The sequence below is a fragment of the Curtobacterium sp. MCBA15_004 genome (genome assembly GCF_001865055.2).
In the GTDB taxonomy this organism is placed as follows: domain Bacteria; phylum Actinomycetota; class Actinomycetes; order Actinomycetales; family Microbacteriaceae; genus Curtobacterium.
Window position 1 is genome coordinate 495,640 of sequence record NZ_CP126266.1, and the last position, 15,386, is coordinate 511,025.

Annotated in this window: 17 protein-coding genes; 13 read left to right on the top strand and 4 right to left on the bottom strand. The window is 72.8% G+C overall.

Going from position 1 to position 15,386, the window contains the following annotated elements; translation table 11 throughout:
• The first annotated feature begins 6 nt into the window (after nt 1–6).
• From QOL16_RS02410 to QOL16_RS02440, 7 genes are all read left to right on the top strand, one after another.
• On the top strand, nt 7–702 hold the full coding sequence (locus QOL16_RS02410; protein WP_065962489.1) for an alpha/beta fold hydrolase: 696 nt from the start codon (nt 7–9) through the stop codon (nt 700–702).
• A gap of 587 nt (nt 703–1,289) precedes the next feature.
• Nucleotides 1,290–1,526 carry a 50S ribosomal protein L28 gene (gene rpmB, locus QOL16_RS02415; RefSeq protein ID WP_022903747.1) on the top strand — a complete coding sequence of 79 codons (237 nt, stop codon included), beginning with the start codon at nt 1,290–1,292 and terminating at the stop codon, nt 1,524–1,526.
• A complete protein-coding gene (gene rpmG / locus QOL16_RS02420) occupies nt 1,526–1,696 on the top strand; it encodes a 50S ribosomal protein L33 (RefSeq protein WP_022908193.1) in 171 nt (56 codons plus the stop codon). Before rpmB ends, rpmG begins: the two co-directional genes overlap by 1 nt.
• A 2-nt stretch (nt 1,697–1,698) precedes the next feature.
• Complete coding sequence (gene rpsN, locus QOL16_RS02425; protein ID WP_065962491.1) at nt 1,699–2,004, top strand: 30S ribosomal protein S14; 306 nt, start codon at nt 1,699–1,701, stop codon at nt 2,002–2,004.
• Between the two features lie 324 nt (nt 2,005–2,328).
• On the top strand, nt 2,329–2,616 hold the full coding sequence (locus tag QOL16_RS02430; protein WP_058727660.1) for an HU family DNA-binding protein: 288 nt from the start codon (nt 2,329–2,331) through the stop codon (nt 2,614–2,616).
• A 210-nt stretch (nt 2,617–2,826) separates the two neighbouring features.
• Nucleotides 2,827–4,776, top strand: a complete 1,950-nt coding sequence (locus QOL16_RS02435; protein ID WP_065962492.1) for a cytochrome c oxidase assembly protein — start codon at nt 2,827–2,829, stop codon at nt 4,774–4,776.
• Nucleotides 4,773–6,080 (top strand): ATP-dependent RecD-like DNA helicase, encoded by a 1,308-nt coding sequence (locus tag QOL16_RS02440; protein ID WP_071249064.1) that lies wholly within the window; start codon nt 4,773–4,775, stop codon nt 6,078–6,080. Before QOL16_RS02435 ends, QOL16_RS02440 begins: the two co-directional genes overlap by 4 nt.
• An 83-nt stretch (nt 6,081–6,163) precedes the next feature.
• Here the strand turns inward: QOL16_RS02440 and QOL16_RS02445 are convergent, their stop codons facing one another.
• Nucleotides 6,164–6,622 (bottom strand): DUF4383 domain-containing protein, encoded by a 459-nt coding sequence (locus QOL16_RS02445; protein WP_175473063.1) that lies wholly within the window; start codon nt 6,620–6,622, stop codon nt 6,164–6,166.
• A gap of 337 nt (nt 6,623–6,959) precedes the next feature.
• On the opposite strand from QOL16_RS02445, the gene QOL16_RS02450 reads away from it, so the two are divergent.
• Nucleotides 6,960–7,757, top strand: a complete 798-nt coding sequence (locus tag QOL16_RS02450) for a phosphatase PAP2 family protein (RefSeq protein ID WP_305411296.1) — start codon at nt 6,960–6,962, stop codon at nt 7,755–7,757.
• 259 nt (nt 7,758–8,016) lie between these two features.
• Complete coding sequence (locus tag QOL16_RS02455; RefSeq protein WP_065962499.1) at nt 8,017–9,156, top strand: LLM class flavin-dependent oxidoreductase; 1,140 nt, start codon at nt 8,017–8,019, stop codon at nt 9,154–9,156.
• 197 nt (nt 9,157–9,353) lie between these two features.
• On the opposite strand, the gene QOL16_RS02460 is transcribed toward QOL16_RS02455, so the two are convergent.
• Together QOL16_RS02460 and QOL16_RS02465 are read right to left on the bottom strand one after the other, a co-directional pair.
• The gene (locus QOL16_RS02460; RefSeq protein WP_071283789.1) at nt 9,354–9,728 is read right to left on the bottom strand and encodes a multidrug efflux SMR transporter; all 375 of its coding nucleotides are present in this window, start codon (nt 9,726–9,728) and stop codon (nt 9,354–9,356) included.
• A 1-nt stretch (nt 9,729) separates the two neighbouring features.
• The gene (locus QOL16_RS02465) at nt 9,730–10,044 is read right to left on the bottom strand and encodes a multidrug efflux SMR transporter (protein WP_071283792.1); all 315 of its coding nucleotides are present in this window, start codon (nt 10,042–10,044) and stop codon (nt 9,730–9,732) included.
• 111 nt (nt 10,045–10,155) lie between these two features.
• Between QOL16_RS02465 and QOL16_RS02470 the strand changes: the two genes are divergently transcribed.
• The 4 genes from QOL16_RS02470 to QOL16_RS02485 all read left to right on the top strand — a co-directional run bounded on the left by QOL16_RS02470 (nt 10,156) and on the right by QOL16_RS02485 (nt 14,210).
• On the top strand, nt 10,156–10,734 hold the full coding sequence (locus tag QOL16_RS02470) for a TetR/AcrR family transcriptional regulator (protein WP_065962504.1): 579 nt from the start codon (nt 10,156–10,158) through the stop codon (nt 10,732–10,734).
• Between the two features lie 156 nt (nt 10,735–10,890).
• Nucleotides 10,891–11,904 carry a permease gene (locus QOL16_RS02475; protein ID WP_065962507.1) on the top strand — a complete coding sequence of 338 codons (1,014 nt, stop codon included), beginning with the start codon at nt 10,891–10,893 and terminating at the stop codon, nt 11,902–11,904.
• Complete coding sequence (locus tag QOL16_RS02480) at nt 11,891–12,805, top strand: TIGR03943 family protein (protein ID WP_083394970.1); 915 nt, start codon at nt 11,891–11,893, stop codon at nt 12,803–12,805. The genes QOL16_RS02475 and QOL16_RS02480 overlap by 14 nt, the downstream gene beginning before the upstream one ends.
• On the top strand, nt 12,795–14,210 hold the full coding sequence (locus QOL16_RS02485; protein WP_071283796.1) for a hypothetical protein: 1,416 nt from the start codon (nt 12,795–12,797) through the stop codon (nt 14,208–14,210). Before QOL16_RS02480 ends, QOL16_RS02485 begins: the two co-directional genes overlap by 11 nt.
• Before the next feature lie 90 nt (nt 14,211–14,300).
• Here the strand turns inward: QOL16_RS02485 and QOL16_RS02490 are convergent, their stop codons facing one another.
• A complete protein-coding gene (locus QOL16_RS02490; protein ID WP_071283799.1) occupies nt 14,301–15,272 on the bottom strand; it encodes an AraC family transcriptional regulator in 972 nt (323 codons plus the stop codon).
• Nucleotides 15,273–15,386: the final 114 nt, after the last annotated feature.

Sequence of the window (15,386 nt, forward strand, 5' to 3'; positions counted from 1 at the left end):
CCCGCCATGCACGTCATCCTGGTGCCCGGGTTCTGGCTCGACGCGAGCGCGTGGGACGAGGTGGTCCCGGTGCTCCGTGCGGCCGGGCACTCCGTCCAGGCGGTCACCCGCGTCGGGGACACGCTCGACGAGCAGGTCGCCGGGATCGTCGCGGTGCTCGACGACGTCGCCACGCCGGACGAGCCGGTCGTGCTCGCCGGGCACTCCGGCGCCGGCCCGATGGTGCTCATGGCCGCCGACCAGCGGCCCGCGCTCGTGGCGCGCCTGCTGTACGTCGACACCTTCCCGGGACCGGACGGGGCGAGCATCAACGACGAACTGCCCGTGGTGGACGGGGTCGTCCCGCTGCCGTCCTGGGACGTGTGGGAGCCGGCGACCGTGCGCGGGATGACGCCGGAGCTCCGGCAGGCGTTCGAACGTCGGGCGGTCCCGGAGCCGCCCGCGGTCACGACCGACCCGTTCCACTACGCCGACCCCGCACGGCACCGGATCCCCGCGACCGTGGTGTCGTGCGAGGTGCCGGCCGCCGACCTCGCCGCGATGGTGGCCGAGCACCACGCCTGGACGACCGAGCTCGTCGCGGTCGAGGACCTGACGATCCTCGGGCTCGAGACCGGGCACTGGCCGATGTTCACCGCGCCGGAGCAGCTCGGTGCGCTCGTGGTGCAGGCGTTGGCGCCGGAGCCGACCGCGGCGCCGTAGGGCGCAGCGGCGCGGAGCGGGCCGGGGCGCGGACCGCGTCCGCGCGAGCGAGTGAGCGGGTGGCGCGGCGCGGGCGCTCGGCGGTGCTGGCCGCGTCCGCGCGAGTGGGCAGGACATGCCGCGGCCGTTCGCCGTGCGGGCGGAAGCCGTCGTCGCGAGCCGTCGAGCGGGCCGGAACCGGCGCACTCGGCGAGCCGTCGAGCGGGCCGGAACCGGCCCACTCGGCGGGCCGTCGAGCGGGCCGGAGCCGGCGCACCCGGCGGACCGGGGCCTGCGCGGCGGACGCGCACCGCGCCTCCAGGCCGGACCGACGCACGGCCCGGGCTTGCGACACGCGCGGCCGTCCCGTAACGTTGTCCCCTGGTCCGCCGCGTCCGCGTGGCAGACCCAGTTGTTCCAAGCCCTCCGACCGTCGCCTACGCCGCGGTCGCGCGGCGCTCTCGGCCCTTCGACAGGGTCCGCGGGCCTGGGCGGTGCGCACAACCCCCTCGCTGGCAGCCCGGTCACGGACCGGTCGACAGCGCGTGCGTACCAGGCAAGTGACCTTGGGAGCGGCCGTCCGGTCGCTCGGTACTCAGGAGGAAACCATGGCAGCAGTGTGCCAGGTGACCGGAGCCACCCCCGGCTTCGGACACAACATCTCGCACTCGCACCGCCGGACGAAGCGCCGCTTCGACCCGAACGTGCAGAAGAAGACGTACTACGTGCCCTCGCTTCGTCGTAACGTCACGCTCACGCTCAGCGCAAAGGGCATCAAGGTCATCGACGCACGCGGCATCGAGTCCGTCGTCAAGGACCTCCTCGCCCGTGGGGAGAAGATCTGATGGCCAAGAAGGGTCAGGACGTTCGTCCGATCATCAAGCTCCGCTCGACGGCGGGGACCGGGTTCACCTACGTGACCAAGAAGAACCGTCGCAACAACCCGGACCGTCTCGTGCTCAAGAAGTACGACCCGGTGATCCGCAAGCACGTCGACTTCCGTGAGGAGCGCTAAGCATGGCGAAGAAGAGCAAGATCGCGAAGAACAACCAGCGCGCCGAGGTCATCGCGCGCTACGCCGAGCGTCGTCTCGAGCTGAAGAAGGCCCTCGTGGACCCGAACGGCTCCGACGAGTCCCGTGAGGCAGCCCGCGTCGGCCTGCAGAAGCTGCCCCGCGACGCGTCGCCGGTCCGCTACCGCAACCGTGACGCCATCGACGGTCGCCCCCGTGGCCACCTCGGTGAGTACGGCATCAGCCGTGTCCGCTTCCGCGACATGGCCCACCGTGGCGAGCTCCCCGGCATCACGAAGAGCTCCTGGTAAGCAGCACTCCGCGCGACGCCCCGTCACCCCTCCCGGGTGGCGGGGCGTCCGTCGTTCCCGGGCCCGGACGGTCCCGTCGTGGTCGCTGAGGGCGCCGGAGGGCCGTCACGGCCGTCACATCGGTCACTCAGGCCCCTCCAGACCCGCGACAACCCCGGAAATCCGGGCGAGTCGGTCCTCCACGGGCAGTCCGGCTGGTAGGTTCACTGACGGTTCCGCCGGACGTCCGCGCCCGCCGGAGCCCCACGTCCAGGGCACCCGCCCGGGACGGGCGGGCGTCCCGGACGTCCCACCGACACTGCAAGAAGTCCGAGGAGGACACCCATGGCTGACAAGTCACTGAACCGCACCGAGCTCGTCGCTGCCGTCGCGCAGGAGTCCGGCCAGAGCCAGGCCACCGTCAACGGCGTCGTCGACGCGCTGTTCAGCGTCGTCTCGTCGTCGGTCGCCGACGGCACCAAGGTGACGATCCCGGGCTGGATCGCCTTCGAGAAGACCCACCGCGCCGCGCGCACCGGCCGCAACCCGCAGACGGGTGACGCCATCGAGATCGCCGCGAGCGACTCGGTCAAGGTCAGCGCCGGCTCGAAGCTCAAGGCCGCCGTCAAGTAAGACCGCTGCACCACCGGAAGGGACGGCCTCGGCCGTCCCTTCCGTCGTTCCCGGGTGCGGCCCTGCGGGTCCGTCTGCGCATCCTCGTGTCGCACCCGCGCCCGCGCCCGGCACGGGGTCGCCCCCGCACCGGACGGGAGGCGCGGGTCGCCGTCCACAGGTCCGGCCCGCGGTTGGGTGGTCGCTCCGGGCAGCGCCTAGGCTTGCCGGGTGGATCGGATCGCACGCATCGCCGGCCCCGCCGTGCTGTTGCTCGTCGGGTTCGTGTCGCTCCTCGTCGCCCTCGTGGCCGGCGGGGGAGCGGACCGCGCGCTGATCGCGGACCCCGGCGCCCTCGTACGCTTCGGACTCCCCGTCGCGCGCCTCGTCGTGGACCTGTCCGCCGCCGCGACCATCGGGGGCCTGGCACTCACGACGGTCGGGCTCTCCCGCACGCATCCGGAGTGGGACCGCGCCATCGACGTGACCGCCGGAGCGGCCGGCGTCTGGACGGTCGCCGCCGCGGTCACCACCTTCTTCACGTTCCTCAGCGTCGCCGGCTCCCGGGTGAGCCTCGACGACCAGTTCGGCCAGTCGATGGGGGTGTTCCTCACCGGGACCGACCTCGGGACCGCCTGGCTCGTGACGGTCCTCGTCGCCGCCGCGGTCACCGTCCTGTGCTTCGCCGTGCGCGGCCGCGGCATGGTCTCGCTCACGGCGGGCGTGGCGCTGATCGGCCTCGTCCCGCTCGCACAGCAGGGGCACGCGGCGGGCACGGCGAGCCACGACGCCGCGGTCACCGCACTCGGGCTGCACCTCGTCGGGGCCGCGCTCTGGGTCGGCGGTCTCGTGCTGCTCGTGCTGCTGCGCGGCGTCCTGTCCGGCGACCGCCTGCCGCTGGTCGTGGCCCGGTACTCGAGCATCGCGCTCGGGTGCTTCGTCCTGGTCGCGGTCTCCGGCGTCGCCTCGGCGCAGATCCGCGTCGGGGCCTTCTCGAACCTCGCGACGCCCTACGGCGCACTGGTGCTGGTGAAGACCGCTGCGCTCGTGGTGGTCGGCGTGCTCGGCGCCGTCCAGCGTCGACGCGCGATCCGGGCACTCGACCGCGCGCCCGGTCGTCGCGGTCCGTTCTGGACGCTCGTGCTCGTCGAGCTCGCGGTGATGGGCGTCGCGAGCGGTTTCGCGGTGGCGCTCGGACGGACGGCGACCCCGATCGACCAGGTCGCCCCGAGCAAGACCACGAATCCGTCGCCCGCCGAGCTCCTGACCGACGACCCGCTCCCCGCGGCACCCGGGGCGTGGGGCTGGCTGACCGCCTGGAACGTCGACCTGTTCTGGCTCATGGCGGCCCTGCTGATCGCGGCGGCGTACACGGCCGGAGTCGTCCGGCTGCGTCGCCGCGGGGAGTCCTGGCCCGTCCGCCGCTCGGTGGCCGCCGGGATCGCCCTCGTCACCCTGGTCGTCGCGACCTCGGGCCCCCTGCACACCTACGACCGCTTCCTCGTCTCGGCGAACGTCGGCGCGCACGTCCTGCTCGGCATCGTCGTCCCGGCGCTGCTCTGGGCGGCCGCACCGGTCGTGCTGGTCCGACGCGCGGTGCACCCCCGCACGGACGGCAGCACGGGCGTGCGGGAGTGGACGGGGATCCTCGTCGACAACGCGACCGTGCGCTACCTGGTGCAGCCCTTCCCGGCATTCGTCCTGCTCGCCGGGGTCTGGTGGGCCCTGTACGGCACGCAGGTGCTCCGCTGGTCGGTCAGCGACCCGTCCGGGCGCACCCTGGTGGACGTCGCGCTGCTGCTCGTCGGGCTGCTCGCGCTGCCGACCCTCCTGACGCCGGTCGCCGCGGGAGCGCGCACGGCATCGGTCCCCGCGGTCCTGGTCCGGGTGGTCGGCGCGGCGGTCGTCGCGGCGGGCACGGTGTCGCTCGGCATCGCGATGCAGGGCGCCCTCGGCCTGCTGCAGGCGTCGTGGTTCGGCGCGATGGGACGGACCTGGGGGCCGGAGCCGCTCGTCGACCAGGCGCGCGGCGGCGTCGTCTTCGTCGTGGCCGGGGTCTTGCTGCTCGTCGCGGTGGTCGTCGTCGACGTCCTCCGGCTGCGCCACGACCGGTCGGGCACGGTCGACGACGACGGCGCGCACCACCGCGCCGTCGTGCAGCACGAGGGAGACCCCCGGTGAGCGTCGAACTGAGCGACGAACAGCGCGCGGTCTTCGAGTACGTCGAGACCACCCGCGACCACGTGTTCATCACCGGCCGGGCGGGCACCGGCAAGTCCACCCTGCTCAACCACCTGTCATGGAACACCGAGAAGCAGGTCGTCATCTGCGCGCCGACGGGGGTCGCGGCCCTCAACGTCGGCGGACAGACCATCCACTCGCTCTTCCGGCTGCCGATCGGCCTGATCGCCGACGCCGAGCTCCGCCAGGGGCCCGAGACGCGCAAGCTCCTCAACACCATCGACACGCTCGTCATCGACGAGGTCTCGATGGTGAACGCCGACCTGCTGGACGCGATGGACCGTTCGCTGCGCAAGGCCCGCGGTCGGCAGTTCGAGGCCTTCGGCGGCGTGCAGGTCGTGATGTTCGGCGACCCGTACCAGCTGCCGCCGGTGCCGGGGGACGGTGACGAGCGGGCCTACTTCACCGACCACTACCGGTCGATGTGGTTCTTCGACGCGAAGGTCTGGCTCGAGGCGGAGCTCAACATCATCGAGCTCGCGACCGTGCACCGCCAGCGCGACGACGCCTTCGCCGCCATGCTGACCGCCGTCCGGCACGGGCGGGTCACCGCGGAGATCGCCGGGCAGCTCAACACCGCCGGCGCCCGACCGGCACCCGACGACGCCATCACCCTCGCCACGCGCAACGACACCGTCGCGCGGATCAACAAGGCCGCGCTCGACCGGCTCCCGGGCAAGCTCCGGACGGCGAAGGCCGACGTGAACGGTGACTTCGGCGGCCGGAACTACCCGGCCGACGCCGCGCTCGAGCTCAAGCCCGGCGCGCACGTGATGTTCCTGCGCAACGACCCCGACCAGCGGTGGGTGAACGGCACCCTCGGCGTCGTCACGACCATCCGCGACACGGTCTGGGTCGACGTCGACGGGGAGTCCTTCGAGGTGCAGCCGTCGGTGTGGGAGAAGTTCAAGTACTCGTACGACCCCGACAAGAAGGAACTCAAGAAGGACACCGTCGGGGAGTTCCAGCAGTTCCCGCTCCGCCTGGCCTGGGCGGTGACGATCCACAAGTCGCAGGGGTCGACGTACGACCGTGCCGTGGTCGACCTGGGGAACCGGGTGTTCAGCGCGGGGCAGACCTACGTGGCGCTGTCCCGGTTGACGTCGCTCGAGGGGCTGTACCTGACGCGGCCGCTCCGCCCGCAGGACATCATCGTGGACCTCGACGTGCGGCGCTTCATGTCCGAGGCACCCCGGATCGTGGCCACGCAGCTCGAGGCCGCGAAGCCCGACACCGACGTCTGACCGCCGAGCGGTCGCACCGGTCCCGACACGACGACGCCCCGCCCACCGGAGTGGACGGGGCGTCGTGGCGTTCGGGCGGTGCGTCAGGCCTCGACGGTCCGGGCGGCGCCGCGGATCGCGCGGATGTTCTCCTTGTCGGCACCGAGCGCGGTGAGCAGGAGCACGACGCCGACGATCGCGTGGAACAGGTTGTCCGCGAAGGTCAGGGCGAAGACGTTGGCGGAGGTCTCACCGAGCACGAACCCGTACACGGCCATCACGACGAGCACGATGCCGACGAGCAGGTTGCCGTTGCGGGCACCGATCGTGGTGCCGAGACCCGTGATGAGCAGGACGACGGCGAGCATCACCCAGAGGAGGCTCATCGCCGGGTTCACGCCGAATGCGTTCCAGAGCATCCCGCCGTGGCGGCTGAAGAAGCCCGGGTCGCCGTCGGCTGCCAGGAAGAAGCCGAGGAAGCCCCAGAGCGCGAGCAGGCCGCCCGCGGTCAGGGCGAGGCCGCGGTTCGGCGACGCGACGATGCTCGGTTCCTTGATGGCCACTTCGGTCTCCTCGTCGTACAGGGTGGTCGCGCCGGACCAGCCGGCGGAGGGAGCCGGTGCGTCCGATCGCGGTGCGCGTGCGGTGCGGCCGTCGTGCTCCGAGCGAACTGCTCCCTGGCTCACAGGCGCGGACCGGCGGACCAACGGTATCGTGTCCGACCCCGACCGTCCGAATCGCACCCGAGGAACCAGGCGCACGATGAGGCCGACGACCGCCAACCCGACGAGGACCAGACCGGTGACCCGCACGCCCGAACGCAACGCGCCCGAGTCGCGTGGACCGAGTGTCTCGCGACGGCTGCGGTGGGGGCTGTTGGCGGGTCTCGGGTTCGTCATCGTGCCTCTCGTCTACGCGGCCGCGGTCCTGACGTCGACGGGGCAGCGGGTCGAGGACGCCGCACTGGGCGGTGTCCGGGAGTCCGACCTCTTCGGGTCGGACACTGCGCTCAACGTCATCTCGGTGCCGGTCATCCTGTTGCTGGTGGTCGTGATCGCCGCCGTCGCGTTCGCACGACGACGGCTCGCGGTGGGGCTGGGAGCCGGTGTCGTGGTGCTCGCATCGGCGGCGACGTCGACGCTCGTGAAGCGTATCGCCGAGCGCCCTGAGATCGCCCAGTCGACGACGCCGAACTCCTTCCCGTCGGGGCACGCGACGATCGCCCTGGCCGCGCTGTTCGCCGTCCTGCTCGTCACCCCGCGGCGCTTCCGGGCCGTCGTCACGCTCGTCGGTGCGGCCTACGCCGTGTTCGTCGCGAACCAGACCGTCGTCTACGGGTGGCACCGGGTGAGCGACATCGTGGGGGCGTGCGGCATCGCCCTGTTCTGGCTCGGCGTGGTCCGGCTCGTCGGGCCGCGGGTCGACCGCGGTGAGCGGGGCGACCGCGACGGCGACCGCGGACCGCGCCGCATCGTCACCGTGCTGCTGCTCGGCGCGACCGCGGTGACGTTCCTGGTCGGTGTCGTGGCGCTCGTCGTCGGGCTGACCGGCGGCTCCGACGGCCACGACGCGATCCTGGTCGCGGGCCGGATGGCCTCGAGCGCGAGCGTCCTCGCCGTCGTGGCGGTGGTGTGGCTCGCCGACGGCCAGCACCACGTGACGCGCTCGGACGTGAGCGCACCGCCCGCACGGGCCTGACGCGCCCGAGCGCACCGCTCGCACGGGCCTGACGCGCTCGAGCCCACCGCTCGCACGGGCCTGACGCAGTCGAGCCCACCGCCCGAACGGGCCCGACGTGCGCCCGAGCCCACCGCCCGCCCGCTCGGACCCCGCACCAGGCTGGCGGGAATGCCCCGCCCTGCGCTACGTTGTACCCACCAAGTCGATGCAAACGTATCGACCGGCGCCGCTCGCGAGGACGAGCCCGGCGCACCCAGCAAGCCAGGAGGCGAGCACCATGCAGTTCGGGATCTTCACCGTCAGCGACGTCACGACGGACCCCACGACCGGCCGGACGCCGGACGACACCCAGCGCGTCCGCGACATCCTGACGATCGCCGAGCACGCCGACCAGGCCGGCCTCGACGTCTTCGCCACGGGTGAGCACCACAACCCGCCGTTCGTGGCCTCGAGCCCGACGACGATGCTCGGGTACCTCGCCGGCCGGACGAAGCACATCACCCTGTCGACGAGCACGACGCTCATCACCACGAACGACCCGGTGCGCATCGCCGAGGAGTACGCGATGCTCCAGGTCATCTCGGACGGCCGCATGGACCTCATGATGGGCCGCGGCAACACCGGCCCGGTCTACCCGTGGTTCGGTCAGGACATCCGCCAGGGCGTCAACCTGGCGATCGAGAACTACGCGCTGGTCCGCCAGCTCTGGGAGAACGACGTCGTCGACTGGCAGGGGAAGTTCCGCACCCCGCTGCAGGGCTTCACGTCGACCCCGCGTCCGCTCGACGGCGTCCCGCCCTTCGTCTGGCACGGCTCGATCCGCACGCCCGAGATCGCCGAGCAGGCCGCCTACTACGGAGACGGCTTCCTGCACAACAACATCTTCTGGCCCATCCAGCACACCGAACAGATGGTGGGGCTGTACCGGCAGCGCTTCGAGCACTACGGGCACGGCACCGCCGACCAGGCGATCGTCGGGCTCGGCGGGCAGTTCTTCGCGCGGAAGAACTCGCAGGACGCGTGGGACGAGTTCCGCCCGTACTTCGACAACGCCCCGGTCTACGGCCACGGCCCCTCGATGGAGGACTTCACCGCCCAGACCCCGCTCACCGTCGGCTCGCCGCAGCAGGTCATCGACCGGTACGCCGCGATGAAGGACCACGTCGGCCACTACCAGCGCCAGCTGTTCCTGGTCGACCACGCGGGGCTGCCGCTCAAGACGGTGCTCGAGCAGATCGACATCCTGGCCGAGGACATCGTCCCGGAGCTCCGGCGGATCAACGAGGAGGGCCGCCCGGCCCACGTGCCGTCCGACCCGCCGAGCCACGCCCAGCGCGTCGCCGCGGCCCGCGAAGCGGGCACGGCCGGCAGCGACCACGTCGCCGCCGTCGACGAGTTCACGGGCGCGTCCGTCTGACCGCTCGCGTGACCGCGTGACCGCGTGACGGACGGGAGGCACGGTGCTAGCTGGCACCGTGCCTCCCGTCCGTCACGGGTCGCGCCCACTCGCGGAAGCGACCGATCAGCGCGGAAGCGACAGATCGTGGAGGCGACAAGTCGGCGCGGAAACGACAGGTCGGCGCGGAAGCGACTGTTCAGCGCGGAAGCGACAGATCAGCGCGGATCGTCGGCGTGGATCCGTCGCGCTCGCGAGGATCCCCGTTGCGCGGGGCGGGCCGGCACGAGCTTCAGGCCGACCACGCAGCCGACGATCCCGGCGATGAAGAGCAGTCGCAGGACCGTGACGGGTTCGGCGCCCGTCGCCATGCCCCAGAGCACGGTGAGGGCCGCGCCGGTGCCGGTCCACACGGCGTAGGCGGTGCTGATCGGGATGTGCTTCACGACGGAGCCGAACGCCACCAGGCTGACGACGATCGTGACCGCGAACACCGCCGTCGGACCAGGCTCCGTGAAGCCGTCGCTGCGTCCGAGCGCGGTCGCCCACACGGTCTCGAGGGCGGCGCTGACGAACAACACGATCCACGCCACGTCAGCTCACCACCTTGAGGCCGACGACGCACGCGACCAGGCCGAGCACGAGCGCGACGCGTGCGAACGACGCGGCCTCCTGCCGGCGCAGGATCGCCACGACCACCGTGAGCGACGCCCCGATCCCGACCCATACGGCGTACGCGGTGCCGACCGGGATGGCCTTCATCGCGAACGCCAGTCCGACCATGCTCAGTGCCATGCCCGCGACGAAGACGATCGTCGGGACAACCTTCTTGAAGCCGTTCGACGCGCCCAGAGCGGTGGCCCACACCGCCTCGAGCACGCCGGACAGCACCAGGACGACCCATGCCATCGTGCACTCCCTTCGTTCCGACCGGTTCGTTCCCGCCGGTGAGTCGCACGAGTGTGCGACTCCTGCTCGGCGACGGTAGCACGACTCGTACGACCGTGCGAGTATGGTCCGGTGACCACCCGCGAGGACCTCGAGCAACGCCGACTCGACGTGTCGGACGCCGCCTGCCGTGTGCTCGCGCGGGACGGCCTCGGGGCCCTCAGCGTCCGGGGCGTCGCCGCCGAGGCCGGCCTGCCGCCGAGCACCGTCCGCTACGTGTTCCCGACCCAGGCGGCGATGCGCGAGCACGCGATCACCCTGGTGTTCGACCGCACCCGGGAGCGTGTCGACGCGATCCCGGCCGGGCTGCCCGACGACGAGACCGCGCGGCGGATCCTCGTCGAGCTGCTGCCGCTCGACGTCGAGCGCGTGGTCGAGCTCGACGTCTACCTGGCGCTCGGGAACGCCGCGCTGACCGACGCCGAGCTCCGGCCGGCCCTCGACCGCGTGGTCGCCGAGATGCGCGGGTGGTGCGACCGCATCGTCGCGCTGGTCGGTGTGCCCGACGAGCAGCGCCTCGACGAGGCCTGCCGACTGCACGCCCTGGTCGACGGTCTCGCGGTGCACGTCACGCGGCTCGCCCCGGGGGAGTCGGGCGAGTGGGCGATCGAGCTGCTCGACCGGCACCTGGCGGGGCTGCCGACGGGCTGACGCCGGATCCGGTCGCCGCGAGCACCGCACCCGCCGACGCCGGCCGCGCGGCCGGTGCCCGTGGTCTGCCGCGGCCGGTGCCCGTCCGCCGCGGCGGGTGCCCGTCGTCCGCGCGGCTCACGGGACCGTGCCCCCGCGCTCGCCTATCCTGTCCGGGTGACGAGCGCCCCCACTCGCCCCACCCCGACCCGCACGCTCACCGGCCCCGGCCTGGTGCTGCTCGCCGTCGTGGTGCTGCTCGGCGTGCGCGCGTTCTCGCCGAGCGTCGGGAGCACCGGACTGCCGGACGTCGTGCAGGACTTCCTGACCCTGGCGATCAGCGTCGTCGTCGAGTCGCTCCCGTTCGTGGTGCTCGGCATCGTGCTGTCGATCGTCGTCGAGGTGTGGGTGCCGGTCGGCGTCCTCGAACGGCTGCTGCCCGAGCGACCGATGCCACGGCGTGCGGTGATCTCGCTCATCGGCATGCTCTTCCCGGTCTGCGAGTGCGGGAACGTCCCGCTCGCCCGCGGACTGATGCTGCGCGGCTTCACCCCGGCCGAGGCGGTCACGTTCCTGGTCGCCGCGCCGATCCTCAACCCGCTCGTCATCATCAGCACGGCGCAGGCCTTCGGGTGGTCCGGCTGGATCCTGGTCGTGCGCATCGTCGGCGGCTTCGTCCTCGCGAACCTGGTCGGCTGGATCGTCGCCGCGCACCGCCGCCCCGCGGACCTGCTGCTGCCCGCGTTCGAGGCCCGGTGCCGTGCCGCCGTCGGGGCTCCGCGCTCCCGGAACCGCTGGCGCGAGAGCGCGGCCCAGTTCGGTGGCGAGACCGCGACGATGATGCCCGCGCTGTTCGTCGGCGCCGGGCTCGCCGCGGCGATCCAGGTCGCGGTGCCCCGGTCCACGCTCGTGTCGATCGGCGCGAACCCGGTGCTGTCCGTCGCCGCGATGATGCTGCTCGCGATGACCGTGTCGCTGTGCTCGAACGTGGACGCCTTCTTCGCGCTGTCCTTCGCCTCGACGTTCCTGCCGGGGTCGATCACGGCCTTCCTGCTCATCGGGCCGATCATCGACGTCAAGATGATCGCCCTGCTCCGGACGACGTTCCGCGCACGCTTCCTGGTGCTGCTCGCCGTCGTCTGCGTCCTGTTCACGGCTGCCGTCGGGTTGGTGATGAATGTCCTCGTCTGACAAGGCCCCGGCGTACCTGGGGCTCGGGTCCGTGCTCGCGGTCTCGGTGTGCACGCTCTGGCTCGCGGCGGTCGGGCACCTCGACCTGTACATCAACCCCCGCTACGACCTGTTCACGGTCGTGCTCGCGATCGTGGCCGTCCCCGCGTCGGTCGCCGGGCTGGTCGTCGTGGCGCGGGGGCACGGGCACAGCCACGGCGACGACGAGGACGGGCACGGCCGCACCCACGAGCCCGACCACGAGCACGGCGACGGCGGTCATCCCCACGAGTCCGACCACGAGCACGGCGACAGCGCGCAGGCCCGCGGCCACCGCGCGCCGGCGCGCAGCCGAGCGAGCGCCCGCCGTGCGACCCGCACCGTGCTCGGCGCCGCCGCGGCCCTCGTCACGGTCGGCATCACGGTCGCGATGCTCGTCCTGCCCCCGACGACCCTGTCCGCACGCACGGCACAGCAGCGCAGCGTCGACAGCCCGACCCTGTCGAACGCCTCCGGGATGCAGGACGTCGCCCTGCTCGGCAGCGCCGGCGTGGACACCTCGCAGTACGGCGTGAAGGACTGGGCCGCGCTCGTCCGCCAGACCACGGACACCTCGGCGCTCGTCGGCAAATCCGTCGAGCTCACCGGCTTCGTGGTCCCCGGCCGCGGTGACGCCTTCACCCTGACCCGCTTCGTGATCAGCTGCTGCGCCGTCGACGCCCAGCCGGTCGGACTCGGGGTCGTCACCGGCGACGGGTCCGGCGCGGGCGGGTCCGGCAGTGACGTGCCGGACTCCGGTCAGTGGGTGCGCGTGACCGGCAAGCTCGCCGCGAACCCCGACCCCTCGGCCGACGCCCGGATCGTCGTCCGCGCCGCGAAGGTGCAGGACATCGAGCAGCCCGCGGACCCGTATGAGTACTGACGTCGCCGCGGGGCCGCTCCGCCGTCGGCCCCGCGACCGGTTCCGCCGGCGGCTCGTCGCCTCGCTCACGGTCTTCGTACTCGTCGGCGCGGTCGCGGCGGTCGTCGGCTCGCAGCAGGGACCGCGGCTGCGTGACGTGTCGTACGATCCGTCCGGCCTGGTGTCCCGTCCGGCGCAGCGGGTCATCCTCACCGCGAACCAGGCACTGCAGCGGGTCGCGGCGGACGCGGTCACGGTGACGCCGTCGGCCCCGCACACCGTGACCTCGAGCGGCAACACCATCGCCGTCGAGTTCGCCGGACCGTTGGCGTACGACCGTTCGTACGAGATCGCGGTCGACGGGGTCCGGGCACCGGGCCAGCCCGCGACCTCGGAGCTCCGGACCACGATCCGCACGGGCAGCACCGACGTCCTCGCCCTCGTCCCCGCGACGGGCGGCGGGAAGGACCGGATCGTCCGCCGGTCGCTCGACGCCGGCGGCGCCACGACCGTGTACCAGGCGACCGGGATCACCGAGTACGCGCGCCTCGGCCGCTCCCTCGTCGTGGTGAGCGGCACGGACGGCAGCTCGGCGGTCGACATCGTGCCGCTCGCGGGCGGGGTGCAGGACGACTCGGTCCCCGTGGAGCACCTGACGCTGCCGAGCCGCGACGGCCGGGTGACCGCGCTGCACGTGGCCGACGACGGCGCCTCGTTCGGGTTCGAGTACGCCGACACCACGACCGGGCAGTCCCGCGAGGTCGGGCTGTACGTCGTGGACATGACGGGCACGCACCTGCCGCTCCCGGTCGGCGAGGACGGGAAGGCCCGCGCGGGTGCGACCCCGATCACGGTCGCCCAGTGGGCGTACGTGCCGCGCACCGAGAGCGCCCTCGTCCGGACCGGCTCCGACGACCTCGTGCTGATCGACGTGAGCGGCCGCGTGGAGCCGGTGCGCCTGGGGAGCGCGACGTACCTGCACGGCTTCGTCGGCTCCGGCACCTCGGCGGTGGTGGAGACCGGGACCGGCATCGTCCGCCTCGACCTGACCGACGGCAGGCGGACGCCCCTCGTCGCGCCGGCGGCGAGCACCGACGCGGCGTACCTCGGCCGGATCGCCCAGCTCGACGACCGCACCTACGTGCGGGTGGTGGGCGACGTGCGGGCGGACGGGACCCTCGCGCAACGGATCGTGCGCGTGGAGGGGAGCCGCGCCTCCCGGCTGCCCGTGGTGGTGCCGTCGGACGCGAGCGTGACGGCGGTCTGCCCGTCGCCGAACGGTCAGTTCCTGGCGGTCACGACGCGTTCCGCGTCCGGCGACCTGGTCAGCATCGTCGACGCGACGTCCGGGGCGCTCGAGGCGAGCATCGACGCCGGGTCGGTCGACTGGTGCGGCGCGCTCCCGTCGGGCGACGAGATCGGCTGACCGCGACGGGCGACGCAACGCGGGCCGAGCAGCGCCGACGCAACGCGGGCCGGGCAGCGGCGACTCGACGCGGCCCGGCGGGCCCGCTCGCTACCGCCGCAACGTCTGCTTCGGGTACTCCCCGAACCGCCGCAGGTACTCGCCCGAGAACCGTCCCATGTGCGTGAACCCCCACCGTGCGGCGACGTCGGCGACGGACACCTGTCCGGGCTCGGCGCGCAGCAGGTCGTCGTACGCGCGTCGGAGCCGGACCTCGCGCAGGTACTGCATCGGCGTCCGGTCGAGCACGCGCTGGAACGACTCCTGCAGCCCGCGCACGCTGAGGTCTGCCGCACGGGCGATGTCCGAGACGGTGAGCGGCTCGTGGGCACGCGCGTGGATGAGCTCGACGGCCGCCCGCACCCGGTGGTGCCGGTGCTCGCCCCAGCCGACCGGTGCCGGTTCGCCGTGGAAGCGGTAGAGGTCGAGCAGGGACCGCACGACCTCGCGCTGCGACTCGTGCCAGGCGAGGGAGTCCTGGCCCTCCTCGCGGAGTGCGCGCACCGAGCCCGACACCGCGGCGCGCCACCGGTCGATCGCGGCGGGCTCCGGCGGGGTCAACCGGTCGAAGGCGAGCGTGCCGTCGACGAGGTACCGCTCGGCGGCCACGTCGAGCACGAGGGCACGGTCCAGGTGCACGAGCCGCTGGTCCCAGTCCCGGTAGTCCATGTCGAACCGCTGCTCGACCGGGAACAGGGTCGGCACGCCGGGCTGCATGCGGACGGCGTTCCGGCCGACGTCGACGGTCGCGGTGCCGGAGTCGATCCACTGGACGACGACCTGGCCCTCGACGACGACGTCGCCGCGCAGGGTGCCGTGCATCTGCGAGCGTCGGATGCTCATGCGCTCGTCGCCGATCGCGACGTAGCGGTACCAGAAGTCGTCGTCGACGTGTGCGGAGTGCCACGTCTTGCCGGCGTACATCCCGGCGAGGTCGGCGATGGCGGCGTCGGTGTCCGTGCCGGACACCGAGACGAGGGAGCGCGGCCCCTCGTTCGTCGTGCCGTTCGGTCCTGATTCCATGCGTCCAGCCTCCCGCTCCTGGCCGCAGAGCGCACGGCGTCGCGTACGGCGGCCTGGCCACCCGCGTTCCGCGGACAGCGGCGGGACCGACGGACGGGGCCGCCGGCCCGCGTC